We start from the raw sequence: 22,605 nt of genomic DNA on the forward strand, positions 1-22,605 counted from the left end.
AATAAAACATTTAAAAGGTCAAGTAAATTCTTAATTAAAAACTCAGTTAAATAAATTGATAATATTATATCTTTAATTTACTCATCAATCAGATTCTTCATCTTCCAGGCTTCATAGGTGTTGAGAATCAGACCAGCAATCGTCATAGGTCCAACTCCTCCTGGGACTGGGGTGAGATAATCCGCTTTTTTAGAAACACCATCAAAATCACAATCACCAACCAGTTTTCCAGATTCCAAACGATTGATACCTACATCGATGACTACCGCACCTTCTTTAATCATATCAGCTGTTAAAAATCCTGGCTGACCAACAGCTACAATAACGATATCTGCTTTTTGGGATTCTTCTTTTAAAAGTTCTTTGGGAGTGTGAATATCACAAGAGGTTACGGTAGATCGACCTACTTCAAAATCATTTCCCAACATGATGGATATCGGTTTTCCAACTATATTGGATCTTCCTATCACAACGACATGTTGACTATTGGTAGGGATGTTATAATATTGAAGCAACTTTAAAATTCCATAAGCAGTAGCTGGTCTCATCGATTTTTGTCCCAAGGCCATTTTTCCGAAATTAAGCGGATGAAATCCATCAATATCTTTATAAGCACTTATCTCGTTGATGATGGAGTTAGGTTCTATATGATCGGGTAAAGGCAACTGAACTATAAATCCATCAAAATGTGATTTATTCAGTAATTTTATTTCTGAAATTAATTCAAAAGCAGAGATGTTTTCATCAAACCGAATGATTTTATAATTGATGTCTGCTTTTTCACAGGCTTTGGTCTTTGCACGAACGTAAGATTCGCTAGCGGCATTGTGACCGACTAAAACTATTGCCATACTAGGCCGAGAAAGATTATAACCCAAATGTTTTTTGTCGATGTGGTGGTCTATATCTTCTTTTACTTTCTTTAGTATTTCTTTGGAGACTGCTCTACCGTCTAGTAATTTCATGGCTTAGGATTAAAAGTCAAAAATCAATTCGTTTTCTTCTACTTTTTTGGAAACTTCAAGCACCAAATTTAATTTTTCTTTGAGACTCATTTCAGATTTCAGGATATTTTTTCTTAGCATTTCCAGAATGACATGATCTTGAGCTCGCCCTTGGCTTATAGCTTTGGAGTAGGGAAGGTCTGCTCTAAAGGTGACCAGCGAGTATTTAGAATAGTATTCAGTTGGGAATTTCTTTTCAAACTCCAGTTCCAGTTTTCGTTTTTCCAGGAAAACTTCATCGGCCGTATGCGATTTCATTTCATGAAAGTTATCCAAAGCCAAATCTGCAATCGCATCGGCATCTGGTTTTCTATGTTGACTAAAATGCTTAAAAGCGGCATCCAGATCAAAATCAGACTCATCTAAAGCTTTGTCAAATTCCACCACATCTTCAAAAGACGCATTCATACCTTGACCATAAAACGGAACAATGGCATGGGAAGCATCTCCCATCAGCAAGGTTTTACCGTAAGTCCAGGGGAAACAGCGAATCGTTCCCAGAGGTGCCGTGGGATTTTCAAAAAATTCAGTTTTTAAGTCGGGCATCAATTCATAAGCATCGGGATAAACCTCCTTAAAGTATTCTTCAACAATAGCTTCCGTCGTCAAGTTATTGAAATTATACTTGCCGCCTTCATAAGCTAAAAACAAGGTTACCGTAAAACTCTTGTCCTGATTGGGAAGAGCAATCAGCATATTTTCGCCTCGTGGCCAAATGTGTAGTGCTCCTTTTTCTGTAGCGTAATTTCCGCCTTTTGTCGCTGGAAACGTTAGTTCCTTATAGCCATGCGTCAGGAAATCTTGGGAATGACTAAACAAAAATCCCTTTTCACTTTCCATCTGCTGTCGAACTACAGAACCTGCACCATCTGTTCCGATAATGTAATCTGCCTGTAAAGTGTATTCTGAATTTGAGTTTGCGGGCTTAAATCTGGCGTTCGCCTGCTTAAGGTTTACGTTAGTACAGGTGTTTTCAAATTGGATCTCGACATTAGGATAAGTTTCCAACTTATCTAAAAGCAAGGCGTTAAGACCAGTTCTTGAGATCGAATTAATGTATTCTCCTTCTCTTCCGCTGTATTTTGAAAGCTGAGTTTCGCCCTGAAGGCTGTGTAGCATCCTGCCATACATTGGGATGCACAGGCTTTCTACCTCCTTCTCCAAGCCTACCATTTTAAGGCCCTTCAATCCACGACTGGACAAGGCTAAATTGATGGATCTGCCAGCCGCCAGTTTCGCTTTGCGCAAGTCAGATCGCTTTTCGGTTAGCGTAACTTTATAGCCCAGTTGTGCCATATGTAAAGCGAGTAGTGAACCGCAAAGTCCGGCACCAATAATGAGTATGTGTTCTTTAGTTGCCATATAGACAGAGTTTTAAAAGTTGTACAAATTCATATACATCTGTAAACGAATTATAAAGTGGAGCAGGGGCGATGCGAATCACATCGGGTTCTCGCCAGTCGGCTACCACACCTTGAGCTGTGAGCTGATCGAAAAGCGAACGATCTGCGTTTTTCATTTGTATAGATAACTGGCACCCACGTTCTTCCGGAGATCGAGGTGTCAAAATTGAAATATCGGTGTTGTTCAGTTCGTCTATTAAAAATTCAAGAAAACCAGTCAGTTTTACCGACTTTCTTCTCAAGTTTTCAAAGCCTGCTTTTTCAAACAGATCCAATGATGATCGTGTACCTGCGAGAGATAAAATCGGCGGGTTGCTCAATTGCCAGCCATCTGCCGTTGGCGTAGGATCAAATCCAACTCTCATATTGAAACGTGAGTCTTTGTTATGTCCCCACCAGCCAACAAATCGGTTGATGCTTTGGTTTTGGATATGTTTTTCGTGCACAAAGCAGCCTCCGATGCTGCCCGGTCCGGAATTCAAATATTTATAGGTACACCACACAGCAAAATCGGCACCGATATCGTGTAAGTTAGGCTGAATGTTCCCAGCTCCATGGGCTAAGTCGAAACCAACTGTTATGTTTTCGTCCTGACAACGTTTGGCGATGCGTTTCAAATCAAAGGCCTGGCCGGAATAGTAATTGGTGCTTCCTACCATCACCAGAGCGATTTCATCTTTATGAGTTTCCAGAAGCTCTTCAAAATCTTCGTGTCGGCAAAGGTGTTCACCTTCACTAGGCTTCCAAAGAATTAAACCGTCTTCAGGATTGATGTTATGGAACTTTAACTGAGATTCCACCGCATATTTATCAGATGGGAAAGCATCGCTTTCAATCAGGATTTTGAATTTCTTTTGAGTCGGTTTGTAAAACGATACCATCATCAAGTGAAGGTTCACCGTTAAGGTATTCATGATGACGACTTCCTCTGGCTTTGCACCCACGATCTTAGCCATGGGTTGTGCCAAATCTTCGTGAGAAGTCAGCCAGGGGGTTTTGGCATCGGTATGGCCTTCCACTCCAAATTTTGCCCAGTCGTTTAATTCCTGCTGAACGTATCCAGACGTTTGAGTAGGCTGAAGCCCTAGGGAATTGCCACACAAATAAATCTTGGGTGAACCGTCTGCTTTGACCGGAAAATGAAACTGACTTCTAAAGTGGGACAAAGGGTCATTTTGATCCTGTTCTTCTGCAAAAGCTTTGGTATTGATATACTTCATAAATTAATTGACGCTAATATCGGTGAAGTAAATTTTGAAGTTTTCTTCTTTGGTATCATGCATTCTGGCGATTTTGATGCCCTTGAAGTCATCGTAATCCTCCCAGGTGGTGGCCAGTCTTGGCTCGTCGCTACCTTTGGGCGTATAAGACCACTCGCGGATCATTTGGTTCTCATCTACATAAATATGATACGTATCTCCGGGGGTGTAGCCTGCTTCATCTTTATACATGATGGCAATTTCCTGCATCAGTTCACCAGAAATCGGCGCTTCTGCCTGTTCGGCAACTTCATAATCAAAGTTATCGTCCCAAGCCAAATGGAATGGAAATAGCAACCAGTATTTATCATTGACAAAACCACGATCGGCAAAAGCGATTTCTTCTTCAAACTTATTGGTGTTATACGTGAGGGTGGTATCTTGCGTTTTCATAGTCACCTCACCTGTTTTTGGTTTCCATTTCCAGGTGCGGCTGGAGATATTTTCTCCATTTTGGGCATTGAAGGTGTAGGAGATGGAATCTACTTCAGACCAGTTTTCGTAGCCATTGGCATAAGCGATGTCTTCCAATACGTTCATTTCTTTTTCTGAAGAGACTTCAGAAGTTGCCTCAGTCTTAGATTTTTCAGACTTATCTTTTTTCTGGTTGCAGGCTACAAAGAGGAGGAGCGACACTAATAAAAGGGAAAGATGTTTCATGGTATTTATTTTTTGAGTAAAGTTAGGTGTTGTAAAAGGCATCTACAAATATAATGAAGAAGACAGGAATTTATTTAACAGGTGTAGGGAGCAAGATATGAAGTGTCTAAGCTTGCGAAGTTTAAGGTGATTTATTAGTTGTAGTCTTGTCTTAGGCTGTTTTTTTAATCTTTTCAACCGATAAAGATGTCAGGGCTCTGCCCCTCGGCACATATAGTGGATGAGTGCGTGCCTTACGAAGATTTGAGGGCTCTGCCCCCTTTTTAAGGGGCGTAGTCCTAATAGTCTTCATATCCTAAGGGAATGCATGTAAAAATTTTAGCCCCAATATTCTTTATAACGAAAAACACGCGGAAGGGGCAGAGCCCCGTCATCTTCTTAGCCAAAGAAGACAGTATATTAAGGAGGGGCGTTAGCCCTGACATCTTAAAAGCGATGTTCAAAGTCTAGTATCATTATCTAATGAGACATAACGCATTAACACGTGTTTAGCTTTGTCAACTTGTCCCGTGCTTTGGGACAAGTTGACAAGCCTGGACGTTGAGCTGAAGCCAGCTTAAGTATTGAGCTAAGTGTTGCTGGGTACTAGTGTTTAACATTGAGCTTCACTACTTCAGTATAAACTCCGTTGAGATGAATGGGTTCTCCACTCCGCTCGAACTTAAAACAAAAGTTATGTCGGAATTATAATTATTCTTTCTTATAATTGAAAGCTTTAATTAGAGATATCTGAAATGGTTTAATGATTTGTAGGGTATTACAAATTGAAAGCTTCTTTCAGTTGATCCACATAATCCAATTTTTCCCAGGTGAATAGTTCGACTTCGTGTCTAACTTCTCCTGAGTAATCTGAACGGTAGATTTTAGTTTCTAAGCGAGGTTCTTTTCCCATGTGGCCATAAGCGGCTGTTTCGCGATAGATTGGATTGCGAAGTTTAAGGCGTTCCTCAATCATCCCCGGACGCATGTCAAATATCTGTCTGATTTTTTTAGCGATTTCTCCATCGCTCATGTCGATGTGTTTGTTGGTAGTATTGACCAGGATGGAAGTAGGTTCGCTGACACCAATGGCGTAAGACACCTGCACCAAGACTTCGTCAGCAATACCAGCGGCTACCATATTTTTGGCAATATGTCTCGCTGCATATGCTGCAGATCTATCGACTTTACTGGGGTCTTTACCAGAAAATGCACCACCACCGTGAGCGCCTTTACCGCCGTAAGTATCCACAATAATTTTTCTGCCCGTTAGGCCGGCATCTCCGTGAGGTCCACCAATGACGAATTTTCCAGTTGGATTGATGTGGTAAGTGATATCATCATCAAACAAAGCCTGAGTATCTTCATCAAATAAAGCTTTTACTCTTGGAATCAGGATGGACTTTATGTCATCGGCGATTTTCTTAAGCATCGTCTCGTCTTCATCGAAATCATCGTGCTGAGTTGAAATGACAATAGTATCGATGCGTTGCGGTACGTTGTCATCGGAATATTCTATGGTAACCTGAGCCTTTGCATCTGGTCTCAGATATTTTATGTCATCACCTTCTCGGCGAAGTTTTGCCAGCTCAATCAACAATTTATGTGAAATGTCCAGAGCCAATGGCATGTAGTTTTCTGTTTCTTTTGTGGCATAGCCAAACATCATTCCCTGGTCTCCGGCACCTTGCTCTTCCTTGGAGGTTTTGTCAACACCCTGGTAAATGTCCTGTGATTGCTCATGAATTAAGGAAATGACGCCGCAGGAATCTCCAGAGAATTGATATTCTCCTTTTGTATAACCAATATCATTAATGACGTCTCTAGCGATCTGTTGAACATCTAGATAGGTATTGCTTCTTACTTCACCTGCCAAAACTACCTGACCGGTAGTGACCAAAGTTTCACAGGCGACTTTGGAAGTTTTATCAAACGCTAAAAATGAATCGAGTAATGCATCACTGATTTGGTCAGCGATTTTATCTGGATGTCCCTCAGAAACACTTTCTGAAGTAAATAAATATGACATAAAATAAGATTTAAAGTTATAGTCAGGAGGAAAGAAAATAGAACTACGGTCTTCAAAAAAAGCACTGCTTTAGCATTTTAAAAAGAGGTTGCAATCAGTCAAATCATTCCTCGATGCAAACATAATAAATTTGAGCCATTCTAAATTGTATTAAGTTATTTTTAGCAGAGTTATGATTTAGATTCCTTTTTTTTGTAGAAAAATACGGTATCATGAAAATCAGTTTACATAAGAAACCTAACAGTGACGTTCATTTTGAGGCAGAAAATTCATTGGGTCATAAAATCGAACTTTACAATTCTTCAGCCCCCAACCCACAGGCACCAAGTCCAATGGAATTGATTTTGATGGGAACGGCAGGATGTAGCAGCATCGACATAGTTCATATTCTGAAAAAGCAGAATCTGGAGATCAAAGATTTAAATGTTGAAGTAGAAGGTTTCCGTAAGGATACCGACCCTAAAGTTTTTCACACCATACAGTTACTGGTAAAACTTGAAGGGGATATTCCTGCCAATAAAGCCAAACGTGCCGCGCAGTTGTCTTTTGAAAAATACTGTTCGGTCTCCAAGATGTTGGATCAAACGGTGGATATTCAGTATCAGGTGGAATTGAACGGGGAGCTTTTGGAGTAGTTAGTGAGTTAGGCAGTTGGAGCTAGGTTTTAGGTAGTCGTAAAATTCACTTTTTAGTATTCAGTATTCCTTATTCTTTGTGAGTAGAATTATTTAGTTGACCAGTAGACCGGTGGACCAGTTCACCAGTCTACCGCTCGTACAACAAATAGGGTTTGATTTTTTTCTTGTAAGTGTTGAGTTCAGATTCCCAGTTTTCTCTTATCTCCTGTGCTGTTTTTCCCTGCTGAATTTGCTCCTGTAAGCTTGCATTTCCTGCCAGTTTACTAAAGAAATTGTTGAAAAATGAAGCCTGGTCCTGGGTGTGATGATACGCCTGAAGCAACCATTCCAAATTTAAATAATCGAGATCGTTATGATTTTGAAGATTTCTGCCAAAACAAAGCGTATTCTCATGTTTTGGATACTTTGCTCCGTCTGAGGACTTCGGCGTGTATTCAAAATCAAAGACTAAAGGATCCAAAAAAGGAGAGCCAAACACCTGAAACTGCATAGACGTACCCCGGCCTGCATTCACATTAGTGCCTTCAAAAAAACACAAACTCGGATACAAATTAATGGATTTGGAATTCGGTAAATTTGGAGAAGGCTTGATGGGTAAATCATAAGTTAATTGGGGAGCATAGCCTCTCATGTCAACGATTTCCAATCGGCACTGGATTCCGTTCTTGAGCCATTTTTCACCATTTATCATTTTTGCATATTCAGCAATCGTTAATCCATGAACCACAGGAACGGGGTGCATCCCTACAAAACTTTTAAATTCGTCTTCCAAAACGGGACCGTCAATGTAATGTCCGTTAGGATTTGGACGATCCAAAATCAGTAAAGGAATATTCTGTTCGGCACATGCTTCCATGATGTAATGCAAAGTAGAAATGTAAGTATAAAATCGCGCTCCCACATCCTGAATATCAAACACCATGATGTCGATACCTTCTAAATGTTCAGGATCTGGTTTCTTTTGACTTCCATAAAGGGAAATAATAGGAATACCAGTTTTAGTATCAATACCGTCTTTGATTATTTCGCCAGCATCTGCAGTTCCTCGGAAGCCGTGTTCCGGAGCAAATACTTTTTTGATGATGATATTTCGATTCAAAAGTGAATCTACGAGGTGGACGTAATCTGTTTCGGATTTAAAGATGACAGAGGTTTGATTGCCTACAACTCCTACATTTTTATCTTCCAAAAATTTTAAGTAAGATTCTGTACGGTTGGCGCCTACGCCAAGACTGCTATAAGTATTAATTTCTGCTTGTTGCGCAGAGCAAGAAATACATGCCAAAAGAATAAAATAAACTGTATTTTTGAACCTCTTTAAAATCATATGTCAGCTTGAATTTTGAATATTTTATTTCCAAACGCCTAGTCACCAAAACCGATCATAAAAGTAATATATCGGCTCCGATAATTAAAATTGCTATTTCTGCGATAGCCATTGGCATTATAATGATGTTTGTGGCGATTAGTACAGGGTTTGGTCTTCAAAATAAGATAAGAGAAAAGATTGCGGCCTTCAATGGTCATATTGTAATCAATAATTTTTCCAATAACCAGTCGACAATCACTCAAAATCCAGTAAGTACCGTACAGCATTTTTATCCAGAATTCACATCAGTTCCTGAAATAGAACACATTCAAAAAGTAGCTACCAAATATGGCATCATCAGAACTGAAACCGATTTTGAAGGTATTGTTGTAAAAGGTGTAGAAAAGAATTACCGCTGGAAATATCTGGATGAGTATCTGGTCAAGGGGAAACTTCCTGTATTTGATGAAACCATAAGCAGAGAGGTTTTAATTTCAAATTATCTAGCTAATCGCTTAGGTTTTGATGTGGAGGATAAACTAATCGTTTATTTTTTAAGAGATGACCAGGATCGTTTGCCAAGATCAGTGGGATTAACAATTTCAGGAATATTTGATTCGGGTTTTAAAGAATTTGATGAAACTTACATCATCGCAGATTTGAAGCAAATTCAAAGATTGAACAATTGGGATGAAGATCAAATTGGCCAGTTTGAATTGTTTGTTGAAGACTTTTCAGACATAAAAGAAGTTGGGTATAAAGTTTATGAAGAAGTCGATTCTTTTTTGAATGCCAGTACTATCATTGAATTGTATCCTTCTATTTTTGAATGGTTGAAAATGTTTGATTTTAATATTATTTTGATCATTGGGATTATGATTTTGGTGGCAGGTATTAATATGATAACAGCTTTGTTAGTCTTGATTCTAGAACGCACGCAAATGATAGGAATTTTAAAAGCTCTGGGGTCTTCAGACTGGTCCATCCGAAAAATATTTCTTTATAATGCTGGCTTCTTGATTTTCAAAGGTTTGTTTTGGGGTAATCTCATCGGGATTTCACTTTTACTCATTCAGAAGTATTTAAAAGTTATTCCACTTAATCCTGAGACTTACTATGTGTCTGAAGCTCCAATCTATCTCAGTCTGGATTATATTTTGATCATTAACATAGGGACTTTGCTGCTTTGCGTATTGATGCTTTTGATCCCTTCTGTTATTATCACAAAAATTTCTCCGGTGAAAGCCATGAAATTTGAATAGAGAAAGATTGGAATTAGTCTATGGATTATAACTCAGTTTTTGATTATTACTTTTTTTATATTTGCGCAACTAAATAAAAATTATGGATTACGCTGAAAATATCCTTGGAACTATTGGTAAGACACCGATGGTGAAAATGAACAAAATAGTTGAAGACATCGATGCTTTGGTACTAGCAAAGTATGAAACCTTCAACCCTGGAAATTCTGTAAAAGACAGGATGGCTTTGCAAATGATAGAAGATGCTGAGGCCTGCGGAGCTTTGAAGCCCGGAGGAACTATTATAGAAGGAACTTCAGGGAATACAGGAATGGGATTGGCTTTAGTGGCCATCGTTAAAGGTTACAAAGTGGTTTGTGTTCTGAGTGATAAGCAGAGTAAGGAGAAGATGGATATTTTACGGGCTGTAGGATGTGATGTTCATGTTTGTCCTACTGATGTGGCTCCAGATGATCCAAGGTCTTACTATTCGACTTCGGCAAGACTGGCTAAAGAAACGCCTAATTCCTGGTATGTGAATCAGTATGACAATCCTTCTAACTGTAAAGCTCACTTCAAAACGACCGGACCTGAAATTTGGGATCAGACAGACGGAAAAATCACTCACTTTGTTGTTGGTGTAGGAACTGGTGGAACCATTTCTGGTGTAAGCAGTTATTTGAAAATGAAAAATCCAGACATTAAAGTTTGGGGAATCGACACCTATGGTTCGGTGTTCAAAAAATACCATGAAACAGGTGAATTTGATGAAAATGAAATTTATCCTTATGTCACAGAAGGCATCGGCGAAGATATTCTGCCTTTGAATGTAAGGTTTGATGGCATCGACGGCTTCACTAAAGTCACCGATAAAGATGCTGCTGTTTACACACAAAAATTAGCTAAAGAAGAAGGGATGTTTTTAGGGAACTCAGCAGGAGCAGCAGTCAAAGGGCTTTTACAGCTGAAAGAGCATTTCAAAAAAGATGATGTAGTGGTTGTTTTATTTCATGATCACGGTAGTCGATATGTGGGTAAGATGTTTAACGATGACTGGATGCGGGAAAAAGGTTATATTGAATAAACTTCCTGTAAAGTTTTGATTTGATCAGAATTTCCGATCACTATGATTTTTGAATTTGGTGTAAGCTGAATTTTAGGGTTAGGATTGACAATGTATTCTCCATCTGCAGATTTAAAACCTATAATTGTACAGCCTGTTTTTTGTCTTAAATCCAGCTCCAGGATTGTAGATGGTTTTTCATGGTCAAAAAGTTGCTCAAATGAAACTTGCTCCAGATTAACGCTGTTACTGTCACCATAACTTAAATTATCCCAAAACTCCAGCAAATCTGGACTTACAATTAAAGAAGCCATGTGCTGGCCTCCAATTTTATCGGGTAAGATGACATTATTTGCACCAGCCAATTTTAGCTTTCTATAGCTGGTTTCCTCCGTTGCTCTGGAAATAATTCTTAAGTTGTTATTAAGTTGTCTGGCGCTCAGAACTATAAACAGATTATCAGCATCGTCAGGTAAAGCTGTAATAAGATTACTGGCTTTTTTAATCCCTGCAGTGAGTAAAATATCGTCGTCATTTGCATTTCCAACCAAATACTGTTCAGATTTTAGGTCACTTTTCTCTAATAAATCCTGGTTCTTATCTATGACCAAAAATTCTTTATGAAATTCCATAAGCTTTCTTGCTGCCTGCTGACCATTTCTTCCATAGCCACAAACAATAATATGATTTTCCATTTTTTGAATATTTTTCAATTTACGCTTTTGTCTTAAATCATTCAAAGAACTGAAAGATATAAAATATTCTGTCACAACTGATACTACAAAACCCAGGATAACTACACTTGATAGTATAAGTATAGTTATGAATATTTTCGCTTCATCTGAAGGTAAAACCACTTCCCTGTAGCCAACAGTTGTAATGGTGATCGCTGTCATGTAAAATGCATCTATCCAATTCAAATCCATTATAATTCTAAAACCAAACACCCCGGTTAAAAACACCAGGGCCAGTAATAAAAGGGCTACAATTAGTTTTATCCTAAATGATTTCAAAATAGTTTGTTTTAGATATGAAATACAAATCAGACCCCGATTTGCATTTGGTAAAGATCAAATTTTTAATATGATGAGTTAGATCAAATATAGCATAAATCCAAAACCTGATAACAAAGATTAAAAATGATTAAAATGTAAACTTATTATTGTCTATAGATTTGTAGAATTCATTTAGGGAGGCTTATTGGAATCAAACGAGTGTAAACTTCTTCTTACTTCCGTACATAAACATTTAAAATCCAATTTTTTCCGGCATAAACTCAATTATTGATTTCTAGGTTTAAAAACTCTGAGCCTTTATCACTAGAAGATTTTATGATCTAATTCTTGCGAAATAGTTAAAATTTACGGTCAAACCGTAATCATAAAATAAAATTTAATTCTATGTTTGTATAGCATTTATTCATTACATGTAGCAATAATTAAAAATAAATCTCAAATAGATAAATAGATAAGCTTATGGAATTAATACTACCAGAACCGTTGATTCATATTTTTCTTATGTCTTTATTTGGATTAAACATCATCTTATCCCTTCACATACTCATAGTTCAGAAGCAATTGATGGGTAAAGTTATATTCATATCCATAATTTGGATTCTACCAATACTTGGAATTATAGCTTACTATGCATCAGCATATATATATTATGATGAAGAAAAAAGAAACCTTACACCTTAAGTGCAGGTTGTTCTAGCCTGATTGTAGCGAAAAGCTCGGAGTTCCCACAATCCCCAAAGCTTTGGGGAAGTGTGAGGACTTGAAGCGGAAAGCAGGTTCCCGGCTCCAAAAAACATTAAAACTCCGATGTAAAGTGAAATGTAATATTTGGATACTTCTGCTGTGTCATTTGTAAAGAGAATTCAGAATCGGCAAGAAAAACGAGTTGGTCTGCCTTGTCTTTAGCCAAAAACTTTGCTTTGACACGTTTAAATTCTTTGAACTCTTCACTTTTAGGATCTTTGGGCTCTACCCAGCAGGCTTTGTAAACATTGATGTTTTCATAAGAACATTTAGCACCGTACTCGTGTTCCAGTCTGTATTGAATCACTTCGTATTGAAGAGCGCCAACAGTTCCAATAATTTTTCTGTTGTTCAGTTCAAGGGTAAATAACTGGGCAACACCTTCGTCCATTAACTGCTCAATACCTTTATTGAGCTGTTTGGACTTCATCGGATCTGCATTATTAATATACCTAAAATGCTCTGGTGAGAAATTGGGAATACCTTTGTACTGAAGAATTTCACCTTCAGTGAGGGTGTCTCCAATTTTGAAGGTTCCTGTATCGTGAAGTCCGACGATATCTCCTGGAAACATCTCGTCCACGATTTCTTTACGTTCGGCGAAAAAAGCATTGGGACTGGAAAATTTAAGGTTCTTGTTGCTTCTTACGTGGAGGTAAGGTTTGTTTCTTTCAAATTTTCCAGAAACGACTTTTACAAAGGCCAGTCTGTCCCTATGGCGAGGGTCCATGTTGGCATGAATCTTAAACACAAAACCGGTAAATTTATCTTCTTCAGGCTTTATTTCTCTAATGTCACTTTGTTTTGGACGTGGAGGAGGTGCGATTTCAATAAAACAATCCAGTAACTCACGAACTCCAAAATTATTAAGAGCAGAACCAAAAAATACTGGCTGCAGTTCTCCTCGTTTGTATTGGTCGATATTAAATTCAGGGTATACACCTTGAACGAGTTCAAGCTCTTCTCTTAAGGTATCTGCAGAATCAGTACCGATAAGCTGATCAATTTCATCTGTAGATAAATCACTAACTTTAATTGTTTCTTCTATGTCCTTTTTAGGGTCACCAGTAAATAAATTGACGTTCTTTTCCCAAATGTTATAAATACCTTTGAAGTCGTAACCCATGCCAATAGGAAAACTTAATGGTGTAACGTGGAGGCCTAATTTCTGCTCAATTTCATCGAGAAGTTCAAAGGCATCCTTTCCTTCTCTATCCATTTTATTGATAAATACTATAATAGGAATATTGCGCATTCGGCAAACTTTTACAAGCTTTTCCGTTTGTTCCTCAACACCTTTCGCAACATCAATTACTACGATTACGCTATCTACTGCTGTAAGTGTTCTAAAGGTATCTTCAGCAAAATCCTTGTGACCAGGCGTGTCAAGAATATTGATTTTTATATTTTTATATTCAAATCCTAAAACCGAAGTGGCTACCGAAATCCCCCTTTGACGCTCTATTTCCATAAAGTCACTAGTGGCGGTTTTTTTTATCTTATTTGATTTAACAGCGCCTGCCTCTTGGATTGCACCTCCAAAAAGAAGTAGTTTTTCAGTTAGAGTTGTTTTACCAGCATCAGGGTGAGATACAATACCGAAAGTTCTTCGGCGATTGATTTCCTTATTTATTTTCATGTTGCAAATTTAATTTTTTAATACTAAAATCAATTATATTCACCTATTTATTGATGATTTTTGCTTAATTAAATCGAAAGACTCTGAAATCTTTAATATATATTTGTGTTAAAATTCTATTACATGAGAATAACAACTTCATCTCTTATATTCTTGCTTGTATTGATTTTTCAAGGCTTAGAAATTACTGCTCAAGAAGAGAAATCATACATACCAAGTCCATTTGAAGAACTAATGCAAAGGCTGAGTGCCTCCGGTACCGTGGAGGGCTTTATTTATGCAGATTTCAATGGTAATGGAACTCAAGATGTTGGAGAACCTGGACTTGAAGGGGTTCGAGTCATAATCGTGAATTCTAACGGGAATGGACAAACTGCTCCAACTAATTCTGATGGGATTTGGTCAGCTGAAGTAATAGAGGGTGATGCTCAGTTGATAATGGACTCATCAAGCTTGCCGATTGGATTTCTACAAACGGAGGGTTCAGACCCAAGTAGTGTATTTGTTATTGCAAATGAAACGGTGGAAGCTGAAACTAAAGGATTTACATTCCAAGGCGATGCTAAGGGTCATATTTATTTTGATATAAATGGAAACGGATTACAAGATCCTGCAGAACCTGATATGCCTAGCGTAGATGTTTTCATTACTGACCAATATGGAAATTCTCAAACAGTAACAACTGATATTGATGGAGATTGGTTAGCAACTGTATTATTTGGTCCTGTTGTAGTAAATGTAGATGAAACTGACACTAATTTTCCTACAGGAGCTTTTCAGACTGAAGGAACTAATTCTTCAACGCATAATATACCGCAGGGTTTAGAAACATTCACAGAAAATGATGGGTTTTTTGAATCGGGGGTTCTTTCTGGCATTTTATATTTTGATGATAATGGTAACGGTAACTTAGACCCTAACGAATCCGGTATTGCTAATATTCCTGTAGAAGTAACAACTTCTCTTGGAAATGTTATTAATTTAGTTACAGATGGCAATGGTGCTTGGAATATAAGAGTGCCCCAGGGAACTGCTGTATCACTCATAAACGAAACTGCTCCAGGTTTTCCTACAGGATCATCACAAACAGAAGGTTCGAACCCAACAACAACCGAAGTTATCAATGCTCAAACTTATGAAGAGTTCGATGGGTTTTTAGGTACTGGAATTTTAAGAGGTCATTTATATTTTGATGAAAATGGTAATGGTAATCAAGACTTTGGCGAACCAGATATGCCTAATGTAGATGTTGAAATCATAGACTCCTTTGGGAATACAACAATACTTGAAACAGATGTAAATGGAGATTGGGAAATCGAGGTGCCAGCAGGTAACACTATTTCTAATAACGATAATCTAGATCCTGACTTTCCACAAGGAGCTGATCAAACAGAAGGTTTTGATCCTACATCAACACAAGTTATTGCAGGAGCCGATATTTTATCAGATAATGATGGTTATTTTGTAGTTGATACAGAATTTGAGGGCACATTACTAGGTCATTTATATCTAGACACGAATGGAAACGGAACTCAGGATGCTGGAGAACCTGATCTACCTAATATAAATATTCAAATTACAGACACGTTTGGAGATGTAAGTATTCTGGAAACCGATGCTAATGGAGATTGGTCAATTGTAGTTCCATCAGGAAGTACAATTTCTGCAATTCAAAGAAATGATCCAGATTTTCCACAGGGAGCAGTGCAAAGAGAAGGTACCGACCCTACTACAACTTTTGTTCCGGTAGATTCTACAATTCTATCAGATGATGATGGCTTTTTTATCCCAGATTCAAGTCAGTTTGGTGAGTTGGTAGGACACCTTTATTTTGATACGAATGGAAATGGTAATCAAGATTTTGGAGAACCAGATATGCCTAATGTAGATGTTGAAATTATTGATGTTTATACAGATGTCACCTTAGTTGAAACAGATATTAATGGAGATTGGTCTGTTATTGTTCCTGCTGGAAATACGTTTTCCAACATAGATGAACAGGACCCAGACTTTCCAACGGGGGCTACAAGAACAGAAGGCTTTGATCCATCACTTACTTTTGCAGTGGCAGATGAAACTACTTTTGTTGGAAATTTCGGTTTTTTTGTTACAGATCCAAATTTGGAAGGAACTCTTCTTGGTCATTTATACTTTGATACTAATGGAAACGGAACTCAAGACATTGGCGAACCAGACATGCCAAATGTAGATGTAGAAATCACTGACGTTTTCGGAAATATCACGATTTTAACTTCTGACGCCGATGGAGATTGGTCAATTTTAGTTCCTTCAGGAGTTACTAAATCTGAGGTGATTGAAGATGATCCAGACTTTCCACAAGGAGCTACTCAAACTGAGGGCGTCAATCCATCATTGACTTTTGTACCAGCAGATGTATCCGTACTATCAGGTAATACTGGTTTTTTTATCACAGATCCAGATCTTGTGGGCACACTTACAGGCCATCTATATTTAGATAGCAATGGAAACTCTAATCAAGATTCTGGTGAACCTAATTTAAACAATGTTGAAATCGAAATCACAGATGTTTTTGGAATTACATCTTCGGTTATTACTAATGAAAATGGAAATTGGTCTATTGAAGTCCCGGCGGGAAATACAGTATCAGAAATAAATCTACAGGATTCCAATATACCTCAGGGTGCTGTTCAAACAGAAGGTAGTAATCCAACAACGACTTTTGTAGCTGTTGGTAATACAACCTTTTCTGAAGATGATGGTTTTTTCGTTCCAAATCCAAATTTGACTGGAACCCTAACAGGCCATCTTTATTTTGATGACAATGGTAATGGAACACAAGATGTTGGCGAGTATGATATGCCAGACGTTGATGTTGAAATCATTGATGTTTTTAATAACTTAACAATACAAACTACAGATGCCAATGGTAATTGGTCTATTGAAGTTCCAGCTGGGGCAACTATTTCTAATGTGGATGAAGAAGATTCAGATTTTCCACAAGGTTCAGTAATAACTGAAGGCAATAATCCAATATCTACTTTTGTAATAGCGAATGCTAATACGTTTTCAGGTAATATTGGATATTTCGTACAAGACCCTAGCATAACTGAAATTCTTTCGGGTCATTTGTATTTTGATAATAATGGAAATGGACAACAGGATCCTGATGAACCTAATATGCCAAACATTTCAGTTCAAGTTGTTGATGGAGAAGGAATAAGTCAGAATTTGACTACAGATGAAAATGGCGACTGGACTACAACTGTTGCTGAAGGAACTGTCATCTCTACAATCGATGAAACCGATCCTGATTTTCCTCAGGGTGCAGGCCAGACACAAGGGGACAATCCAACCACTACTCAAGTAACTGCAGGACAAGAAGTTCCAGAAGAACTAGATGGATTCTTTACAGAAAATCAGACCGGTACTTTAAGTGGAATCCTATATCTGGATGAAAACAATAATAGTACCCAAGATCCTGAAGAGCCTGGAATAGCCAATGTTGAAGTAGAAATTGAGCAGTCTGATGGCAGTATTCTAACACTTACTACAGACGAGAACGGTCAATGGTTTACTCCAGTGTCCATAGGTACAACCACTTCTACAATTATTGAAAGTGATTCTAACTTTCCACAAGGAGCAGTACAAACTCAAGGGACAAACCCTACGACAATTTTTATAGGTTCCAATGCCAATGGATTTGATGCAGATGGATTTTTTGTTGAAGAAACAACGGGGATTTTAACAGGTCGTCTTTACTATGATGATAACGGTAATGAAACACAAGATTCAAATGAAGATGGTATTCCGAATGTAAGCATATTAATAACGGATGTGGATGCCAATGAATTTGAAGTTGAAACCAATAGCGATGGTGACTGGTCTATAGAAGTTTTAGCTGGTGAAACTACTTCAAAAATTGATACCGAAGATACTAATTTTCCAACTAATGCTTCACAAACAGAAGGAACAGACCCAACAATAACCATAGTCCTTGCAGGTGAAATCGTAAATTCAGATAGCGATGGATTTTTAAAAGATGATATTGAAATATTCAATGCTGTAGGATCTGAAGAAAATATAATTAATGACTTTTTCTTTATAAAGGGTATTGAGAATTATCCAGAAAATTCAGTTCAAATTTTTAATAGGCAAGGTGTAAAGGTTTTTGATGCTGAAGGCTATGACAATGAAGAAGTTAAATTCTATGGTTTTAGCGATGGAAACATTACAATTCAGAAAGATAAAAGACTTCCAACTGGAACCTATTTTTACATTTTGAATTATATAAACAAAGTAGGTGATCCTGTAAGAAGAAACGGGTATTTACATTTAAATTAATAATGAATGATGACTAAAAGTCGAATTCTATATACGAGCTTAGTGGTATTATTTCTTTTGTTTAGTTTAAGAAGTAATGCACAACAAGACCCAAATTTTACTCAGTATATGTATAATACGATGAGTATAAATCCAGCATATGCAGGGTCACGAGATGTACTTAGTGCAACTGTTTTACATAGATCTCAATGGCTTGGGTTTGATGGTGCTCCAACCTCTCAGACATTGTCTGCTCATTCACCTATAAAAGACGGGAAAATGGGATTGGGTTTTAATATAGTTAATGATCAGATTGGAGTTACAAAACAAACAGATATTAATGCGGTTTACAGCTATGCTATAGAAGTTAATAGATATACTAAACTATCATTTGGAATAAATGCTGGAATCAATATGTTAAATGTTGATTTTAATGATTTGAATTCCCTGCCTAATGATCCGGAATTTGAAAATAATATTGAAAATAAATTTTCGCCTCAAGTAGGCTTAGGAGCTTTACTTTATAACGATCAATACTTCATTGGCTTAAGTGTTCCTGCCTTGTTAAGATCAGATCGTTTTTCTGATAGTAACGTTGCTGATGCAACAGTAAGAGATCGCTTACATTATTTCTTAACTGCAGGTTTAGTATTTGATATTAACCCCTCATTGAAATTCAAGCCATCTATACTAATGAGGCACGTAAGTGGCTCTCCTTTGCTAGCTGAATTATCATCTAATTTTTTAATAAACGATAAATTAACTGTCGGAGCGGCTTATAGATTAAATTCAGCTTTTTCAGGTCTTTTTGCCTTTCAAGTCAGCGACTCTATATTGTTAGGTTTGTCTTACGATAGAGATACTTCAACATTATCAAGCTATAATGATGGATCACTTGAATTTTTTGCAAGGTTTGAACTTTTCAAGAAATATAAAAGGATGTATACACCGAGATTTTTCTAAACTATGAAGATGAACATTAAACATATAATTTTTTTATTAACTATTCTTTTTTCAAGTTTAGTCAATGCTCAGGTTGATAAATTGAAAGAAGCCGACAAAATGTTTGAGGGTTATGCTTTTATTGATGCTCAAAAAATATATCTCGAAGTAGCAAGAAGTGGTTATGAATCTGAGAATTTATTTAAAAAACTTGGAGATTCTTACTATTTCAATAATGATCAGGAAAATGCCTTAGTTTGGTATGAAAGATTGTATAAATTAAATCCAAACCTTACAAAAGAGTATTTGTTTAGATATGCTCAATCACTAAAAAGTGCAAAACAATACGAAAAATCAGATCAAATTATGCTTGAGTTTGATGCGATAAATGATAGCGATAGTAGAGTTTCAAAATTGAAAAAAGAAAGGAACTATTTGGAGCTCATAGAAATGCAATCTGGAAGATTTAGTATCAATTCACTTTCCATAAATTCTGAATATTCTGAATTTTCTCCTTCATTTTATGGAGGTAAAAAAATGGTTTTTGCATCGAATAGACCCATTTCATCTTCAGTAAAACGGGTACATGAATGGAATAATCAACCATATCTCAATTTATATGGTGTTGATCTCTCAGATTCTCTAAATATAGAATCAGAACCCGTCAACTTTTCAGAAAATTTAAATTCTAAGTTTCATGAGTCTTCTGCAGTTTTCACAAGTGATGGAAAAACAGTTTACTTTACCAGAAATAATTTTTCTGGAAATAAGTTGAATCGCGGTGAAGATGGTGTGAGTTATCTGAAATTATTCAAATCTGAAATGAATTCAGAAAATGAATGGACTAAGCCTCAGGAGCTACCGTTCAACAGCGATAACTATTCTGTTGCTCACCCTTCTTTAGGCAATGATGATAAAACCTTGTATTTTTCTTCAGATATGCCAGGTACAAGAGGAATGTCAGATATTTTCAGAGTAGATGTTTTAGGGAATAATACATATAGCGAGCCGGAAAATTTAGGCGACTTTATTAATACTGAAGGAAGGGAAAGTTTCCCTTTTGTAAGTGAAGATAACCTGCTTTACTTTTCCTCAGATGGTCATCTTGGTTTAGGTGGATTGGATGTTTTTGTGGCAGTAATCAAAGATAATGGTGAGTTGGGAGAGGTTTTTAATTTGGGTAGACCTATCAATAGCAATAAAGATGATTTTAGTTTTATTATAAACTCAAAACTCAAAAAAGGCTTTTTTGCTTCTAATAGAGGTGAAGGTGAATCTAATGATAACCTGTATTCACTTACTCAGCTTGAAAAACTTATGACTGCTTGTTCTCAAATGTTAAACGGTAAAATTTTTACAACAGACGGCGAAGAAGCTCTTACAAACGCTAAAGTTGAATTATTTGATGAAGATTTGAATTTATTGAAATCGACCACGACTAATTCTGAAGGTTTTTATCAGTTTGAAGTTGACTGTGACACTCGATATGTAGTAAGGGTTTCTAAAGATGGTTTTGCTACAATAGAAGAATTGGTAAGTACAAATTCTGATTTTGGAACTGAAAACTCACTGGATTTTAATGCTCAAGCAGGAGATGAACTTGGCGTAACTAAGGCTGATAAAGGTGATGATTTGAGTCAGTTACTGCAATTGGATCCTATCTATTTTGATATTGACAAATTTCAAATTCGATCTGATGCTGAGGTTGAATTGCAGAAAATAATAGTGGTTTTAAAATCCTATCCCGAAATGCGGATAGATGTAAGATCTCATACAGATAGTAGAGCAGGTGATGCCTATAACAAAATCTTATCTGATAAGCGTGCGACTGCTACCAAAGATTACATTATTGAAAAGGCAGGAATTAGCGGAAATCGAATTTCAGGGAGAGGATATGGAGAAACCCAGCTAGTCAACGAGTGCTCAAACGGTGTTGAGTGTTCAGAAGAAGAGCATGCTCTAAATAGAAGGTCGGAATTCATTATATTAAATGATAATGAAACTCCCGAAGACATTCGTAGTGAAATTTTAGCTTCAGAAAAGAAAAATGTTGACAATTCTGAAAAATCAACTTATTACGATTTTAAAAATACAAATACAGAAGTCTACACTGTTCAAATAGGTGCTTTTGGTAAAAACTCTAATGTCCAATTTGATAATATAAAAAATGTTTTTAGTCATGTTTATAGCGATGGTTATAAACGTTATTTCTCTTCTATTTTTTCTACAAGAAAACAAGCTGATGCTTACAAAGCAGAATTGAGAAATAAAGGAGTAGAAGGTGCCTTTGTTGTTGGTCTTCGAGGAGAAAACCGTTTTTAAAATTTATATGTCAATTACTAAATAATTCATAAATAGCACCTTTTAAGCCAAGGTGCTTTTCTTATTTGTACCCAGATACAAGTTATTTTGTATTTTTGAATTTATGACAGATAGCACTTCAAACTACGTAATTTTAGTGGACGAAAATGACAATCCACTCGGTACAATGGAAAAAATTGAAGCTCATGAAAAGGCTAAGCTTCATCGAGCATTTTCAGTATTTATTTATAACTCTAAAAATGAGTTGATGCTTCAGCAAAGAGCTCTATCAAAATATCATACTCCAGGCTTATGGACAAATACCTGTTGTAGTCATCAAAAATTAAATGAAACCAACATAGAAGCTGGAAAAAGGCGGCTTCAAGAAGAAATGGGGTTTAGTACAAACCTTCAGGAAACAATTTCGTTTATTTATAAAGCTCCATTTGAAAATGGCCTGACTGAACACGAATATGATTATATTCTTGTAGGAGAGTATAATAATGAGCCAAAACCAAATCCAGATGAGGTAAATGATTGGAAATGGATGAAACTTGAAGATATTGAAGTTGATATCAAGAAAAATCCAGATAATTATACTGAATGGTTCAAAATTATTTTTGAAAAACATAAGAGTGAAATGGTCAAATCTTCAACTTAAGCATATGAAAGTTACAGTACATCGCAAAGCTCACTTCAATGCAGCGCATAGATTATATAGAAAGGATTGGCCTTTCGAGAAGAATGAAGAAGTTTTTGGCAAGTGCAATAATCCACAATATCACGGTCATAATTACGAGCTCATAGCTTCAGTAACAGGTGAAATTGATCAGGAAACTGGTTTTGTAATGGACGTAAAGATCTTAAAAGATTTAATTAAATCTGAAGTTGAAGATGCGTTTGATCATAAAAACTTAAATGAACAAGTTCCTGAATTTGAGAACTTGAATCCAACTGCAGAAAATATTGCAGTCGTGATTTGGAATAAACTAAAACCAAAATTGAAAGAGGATCATCAATTAGAAATAACACTCTATGAAACACCTCGAAATTTTGTAACATATAAAGGAGAGTAA

General features: G+C 36.8%; 16 protein-coding genes. 8 read left to right on the forward strand and 8 right to left on the reverse strand.

What is annotated here, in order from left to right; translation table 11 throughout:
- Positions 1 to 77 precede the first annotated feature (77 nt).
- The 5 genes from ACFQ0R_RS02085 to metK form a co-directional block, all read right to left on the reverse strand.
- Positions 78 to 965, reverse strand: coding sequence for a bifunctional 5,10-methylenetetrahydrofolate dehydrogenase/5,10-methenyltetrahydrofolate cyclohydrolase (locus ACFQ0R_RS02085; protein ID WP_379656712.1), 888 nt, complete (start codon positions 963 to 965; stop codon positions 78 to 80).
- Positions 966 to 974: 9 nt separating this feature from the next.
- A complete protein-coding gene (locus ACFQ0R_RS02090; RefSeq protein ID WP_379656713.1) occupies positions 975 to 2,366 on the reverse strand; it encodes an FAD-dependent oxidoreductase in 1,392 nt (463 codons plus the stop codon).
- Positions 2,356 to 3,627: a kynureninase gene (kynU, locus tag ACFQ0R_RS02095; RefSeq protein ID WP_379656714.1), complete on the reverse strand. Its 1,272-nt coding sequence runs from the start codon at positions 3,625 to 3,627 to the stop codon at positions 2,356 to 2,358. Before kynU ends, ACFQ0R_RS02090 begins: the two co-directional genes overlap by 11 nt.
- A gap of 3 nt (positions 3,628 to 3,630) precedes the next feature.
- Positions 3,631 to 4,368: a hypothetical protein gene (locus ACFQ0R_RS02100; protein WP_379656715.1), complete on the reverse strand. Its 738-nt coding sequence runs from the start codon at positions 4,366 to 4,368 to the stop codon at positions 3,631 to 3,633.
- 715 nt (positions 4,369 to 5,083) lie between these two features.
- On the reverse strand, positions 5,084 to 6,334 hold the full coding sequence (gene metK, locus ACFQ0R_RS02105) for a methionine adenosyltransferase (protein WP_379656716.1): 1,251 nt from the start codon (positions 6,332 to 6,334) through the stop codon (positions 5,084 to 5,086).
- 212 nt (positions 6,335 to 6,546) lie between these two features.
- Between metK and ACFQ0R_RS02110 the strand changes: the two genes are divergently transcribed.
- The gene (locus ACFQ0R_RS02110; protein ID WP_379656717.1) at positions 6,547 to 6,969 is read left to right on the forward strand and encodes an OsmC family protein; all 423 of its coding nucleotides are present in this window, start codon (positions 6,547 to 6,549) and stop codon (positions 6,967 to 6,969) included.
- Between the two features lie 130 nt (positions 6,970 to 7,099).
- Here the strand turns inward: ACFQ0R_RS02110 and ACFQ0R_RS02115 are convergent, their stop codons facing one another.
- Complete coding sequence (locus ACFQ0R_RS02115) at positions 7,100 to 8,299, reverse strand: exo-beta-N-acetylmuramidase NamZ family protein (protein WP_379656718.1); 1,200 nt, start codon at positions 8,297 to 8,299, stop codon at positions 7,100 to 7,102.
- Between the two features lie 8 nt (positions 8,300 to 8,307).
- Here ACFQ0R_RS02115 and ACFQ0R_RS02120 point away from each other — a divergent pair, with 8 nt between their 5' ends.
- Both ACFQ0R_RS02120 and ACFQ0R_RS02125 read left to right on the forward strand, forming a co-directional pair.
- The gene (locus tag ACFQ0R_RS02120) at positions 8,308 to 9,543 is read left to right on the forward strand and encodes an ABC transporter permease (protein ID WP_379656719.1); all 1,236 of its coding nucleotides are present in this window, start codon (positions 8,308 to 8,310) and stop codon (positions 9,541 to 9,543) included.
- Positions 9,544 to 9,625: 82 nt separating this feature from the next.
- Positions 9,626 to 10,606, forward strand: a complete 981-nt coding sequence (locus ACFQ0R_RS02125) for a PLP-dependent cysteine synthase family protein (protein WP_379656720.1) — start codon at positions 9,626 to 9,628, stop codon at positions 10,604 to 10,606.
- Here the strand turns inward: ACFQ0R_RS02125 and ACFQ0R_RS02130 are convergent.
- On the reverse strand, positions 10,594 to 11,598 hold the full coding sequence (locus ACFQ0R_RS02130; protein ID WP_379656721.1) for a potassium channel family protein: 1,005 nt from the start codon (positions 11,596 to 11,598) through the stop codon (positions 10,594 to 10,596). The genes ACFQ0R_RS02125 and ACFQ0R_RS02130 overlap by 13 nt on opposite strands.
- Positions 11,599 to 12,397: 799 nt before the next feature.
- Positions 12,398 to 13,984, reverse strand: coding sequence for a peptide chain release factor 3 (locus tag ACFQ0R_RS02135; RefSeq protein ID WP_379656722.1), 1,587 nt, complete (start codon positions 13,982 to 13,984; stop codon positions 12,398 to 12,400).
- A gap of 123 nt (positions 13,985 to 14,107) precedes the next feature.
- On the opposite strand from ACFQ0R_RS02135, the gene ACFQ0R_RS02140 reads away from it, so the two are divergent.
- The 5 genes from ACFQ0R_RS02140 (at position 14,108) to ACFQ0R_RS02160 (ending at position 22,605) form a co-directional block, all read left to right on the forward strand.
- Positions 14,108 to 18,307, forward strand: coding sequence for an SdrD B-like domain-containing protein (locus tag ACFQ0R_RS02140; protein WP_379656723.1), 4,200 nt, complete (start codon positions 14,108 to 14,110; stop codon positions 18,305 to 18,307).
- Positions 18,308 to 18,313: 6 nt separating this feature from the next.
- Positions 18,314 to 19,249, forward strand: coding sequence for a PorP/SprF family type IX secretion system membrane protein (locus ACFQ0R_RS02145; RefSeq protein ID WP_449314337.1), 936 nt, complete (start codon positions 18,314 to 18,316; stop codon positions 19,247 to 19,249).
- A gap of 9 nt (positions 19,250 to 19,258) precedes the next feature.
- Positions 19,259 to 21,550 carry an OmpA family protein gene (locus ACFQ0R_RS02150; RefSeq protein WP_379656724.1) on the forward strand — a complete coding sequence of 764 codons (2,292 nt, stop codon included), beginning with the start codon at positions 19,259 to 19,261 and terminating at the stop codon, positions 21,548 to 21,550.
- A 103-nt stretch (positions 21,551 to 21,653) separates the two neighbouring features.
- On the forward strand, positions 21,654 to 22,190 hold the full coding sequence (gene idi / locus ACFQ0R_RS02155) for an isopentenyl-diphosphate Delta-isomerase (RefSeq protein WP_379656725.1): 537 nt from the start codon (positions 21,654 to 21,656) through the stop codon (positions 22,188 to 22,190).
- Between the two features lie 4 nt (positions 22,191 to 22,194).
- Positions 22,195 to 22,605 carry a 6-pyruvoyl trahydropterin synthase family protein gene (locus tag ACFQ0R_RS02160; RefSeq protein WP_379656726.1) on the forward strand — a complete coding sequence of 137 codons (411 nt, stop codon included), beginning with the start codon at positions 22,195 to 22,197 and terminating at the stop codon, positions 22,603 to 22,605.

The sequence above is a fragment of the Psychroflexus salinarum genome (assembly GCF_042677225.1).
Lineage (GTDB): Bacteria > Bacteroidota > Bacteroidia > Flavobacteriales > Flavobacteriaceae > Psychroflexus > Psychroflexus salinarum.

Excerpts from the sequence above, each read along its gene's own strand:
- ACFQ0R_RS02085 (WP_379656712.1), bottom strand. The coding sequence starts at position 965 with ATGAAATTACTAGACGGTAGAGCAGTCTCCAAAGAAATACTAAAGAAA.
- ACFQ0R_RS02090 (WP_379656713.1), bottom strand. The coding sequence starts at position 2,366 with ATGGCAACTAAAGAACACATACTCATTATTGGTGCCGGACTTTGCGGT.
- kynU (WP_379656714.1), bottom strand. The coding sequence starts at position 3,627 with ATGAAGTATATCAATACCAAAGCTTTTGCAGAAGAACAGGATCAAAAT.
- ACFQ0R_RS02100 (WP_379656715.1), bottom strand. The coding sequence starts at position 4,368 with ATGCCTTTTACAACACCTAACTTTACTCAAAAAATAAATACCATGAAA.
- metK (WP_379656716.1), bottom strand. The coding sequence starts at position 6,334 with ATGTCATATTTATTTACTTCAGAAAGTGTTTCTGAGGGACATCCAGAT.
- ACFQ0R_RS02110 (WP_379656717.1), top strand. The coding sequence starts at position 6,547 with ATGAAAATCAGTTTACATAAGAAACCTAACAGTGACGTTCATTTTGAG.
- ACFQ0R_RS02115 (WP_379656718.1), bottom strand. The coding sequence starts at position 8,299 with ATGATTTTAAAGAGGTTCAAAAATACAGTTTATTTTATTCTTTTGGCA.
- ACFQ0R_RS02125 (WP_379656720.1), top strand. The coding sequence starts at position 9,626 with ATGGATTACGCTGAAAATATCCTTGGAACTATTGGTAAGACACCGATG.
- ACFQ0R_RS02135 (WP_379656722.1), bottom strand. The coding sequence starts at position 13,984 with ATGAAAATAAATAAGGAAATCAATCGCCGAAGAACTTTCGGTATTGTA.
- ACFQ0R_RS02140 (WP_379656723.1), top strand. The coding sequence starts at position 14,108 with ATGAGAATAACAACTTCATCTCTTATATTCTTGCTTGTATTGATTTTT.
- ACFQ0R_RS02145 (WP_449314337.1), top strand. The coding sequence starts at position 18,314 with ATGATGACTAAAAGTCGAATTCTATATACGAGCTTAGTGGTATTATTT.
- ACFQ0R_RS02150 (WP_379656724.1), top strand. The coding sequence starts at position 19,259 with ATGAACATTAAACATATAATTTTTTTATTAACTATTCTTTTTTCAAGT.
- idi (WP_379656725.1), top strand. The coding sequence starts at position 21,654 with ATGACAGATAGCACTTCAAACTACGTAATTTTAGTGGACGAAAATGAC.
- ACFQ0R_RS02160 (WP_379656726.1), top strand. The coding sequence starts at position 22,195 with ATGAAAGTTACAGTACATCGCAAAGCTCACTTCAATGCAGCGCATAGA.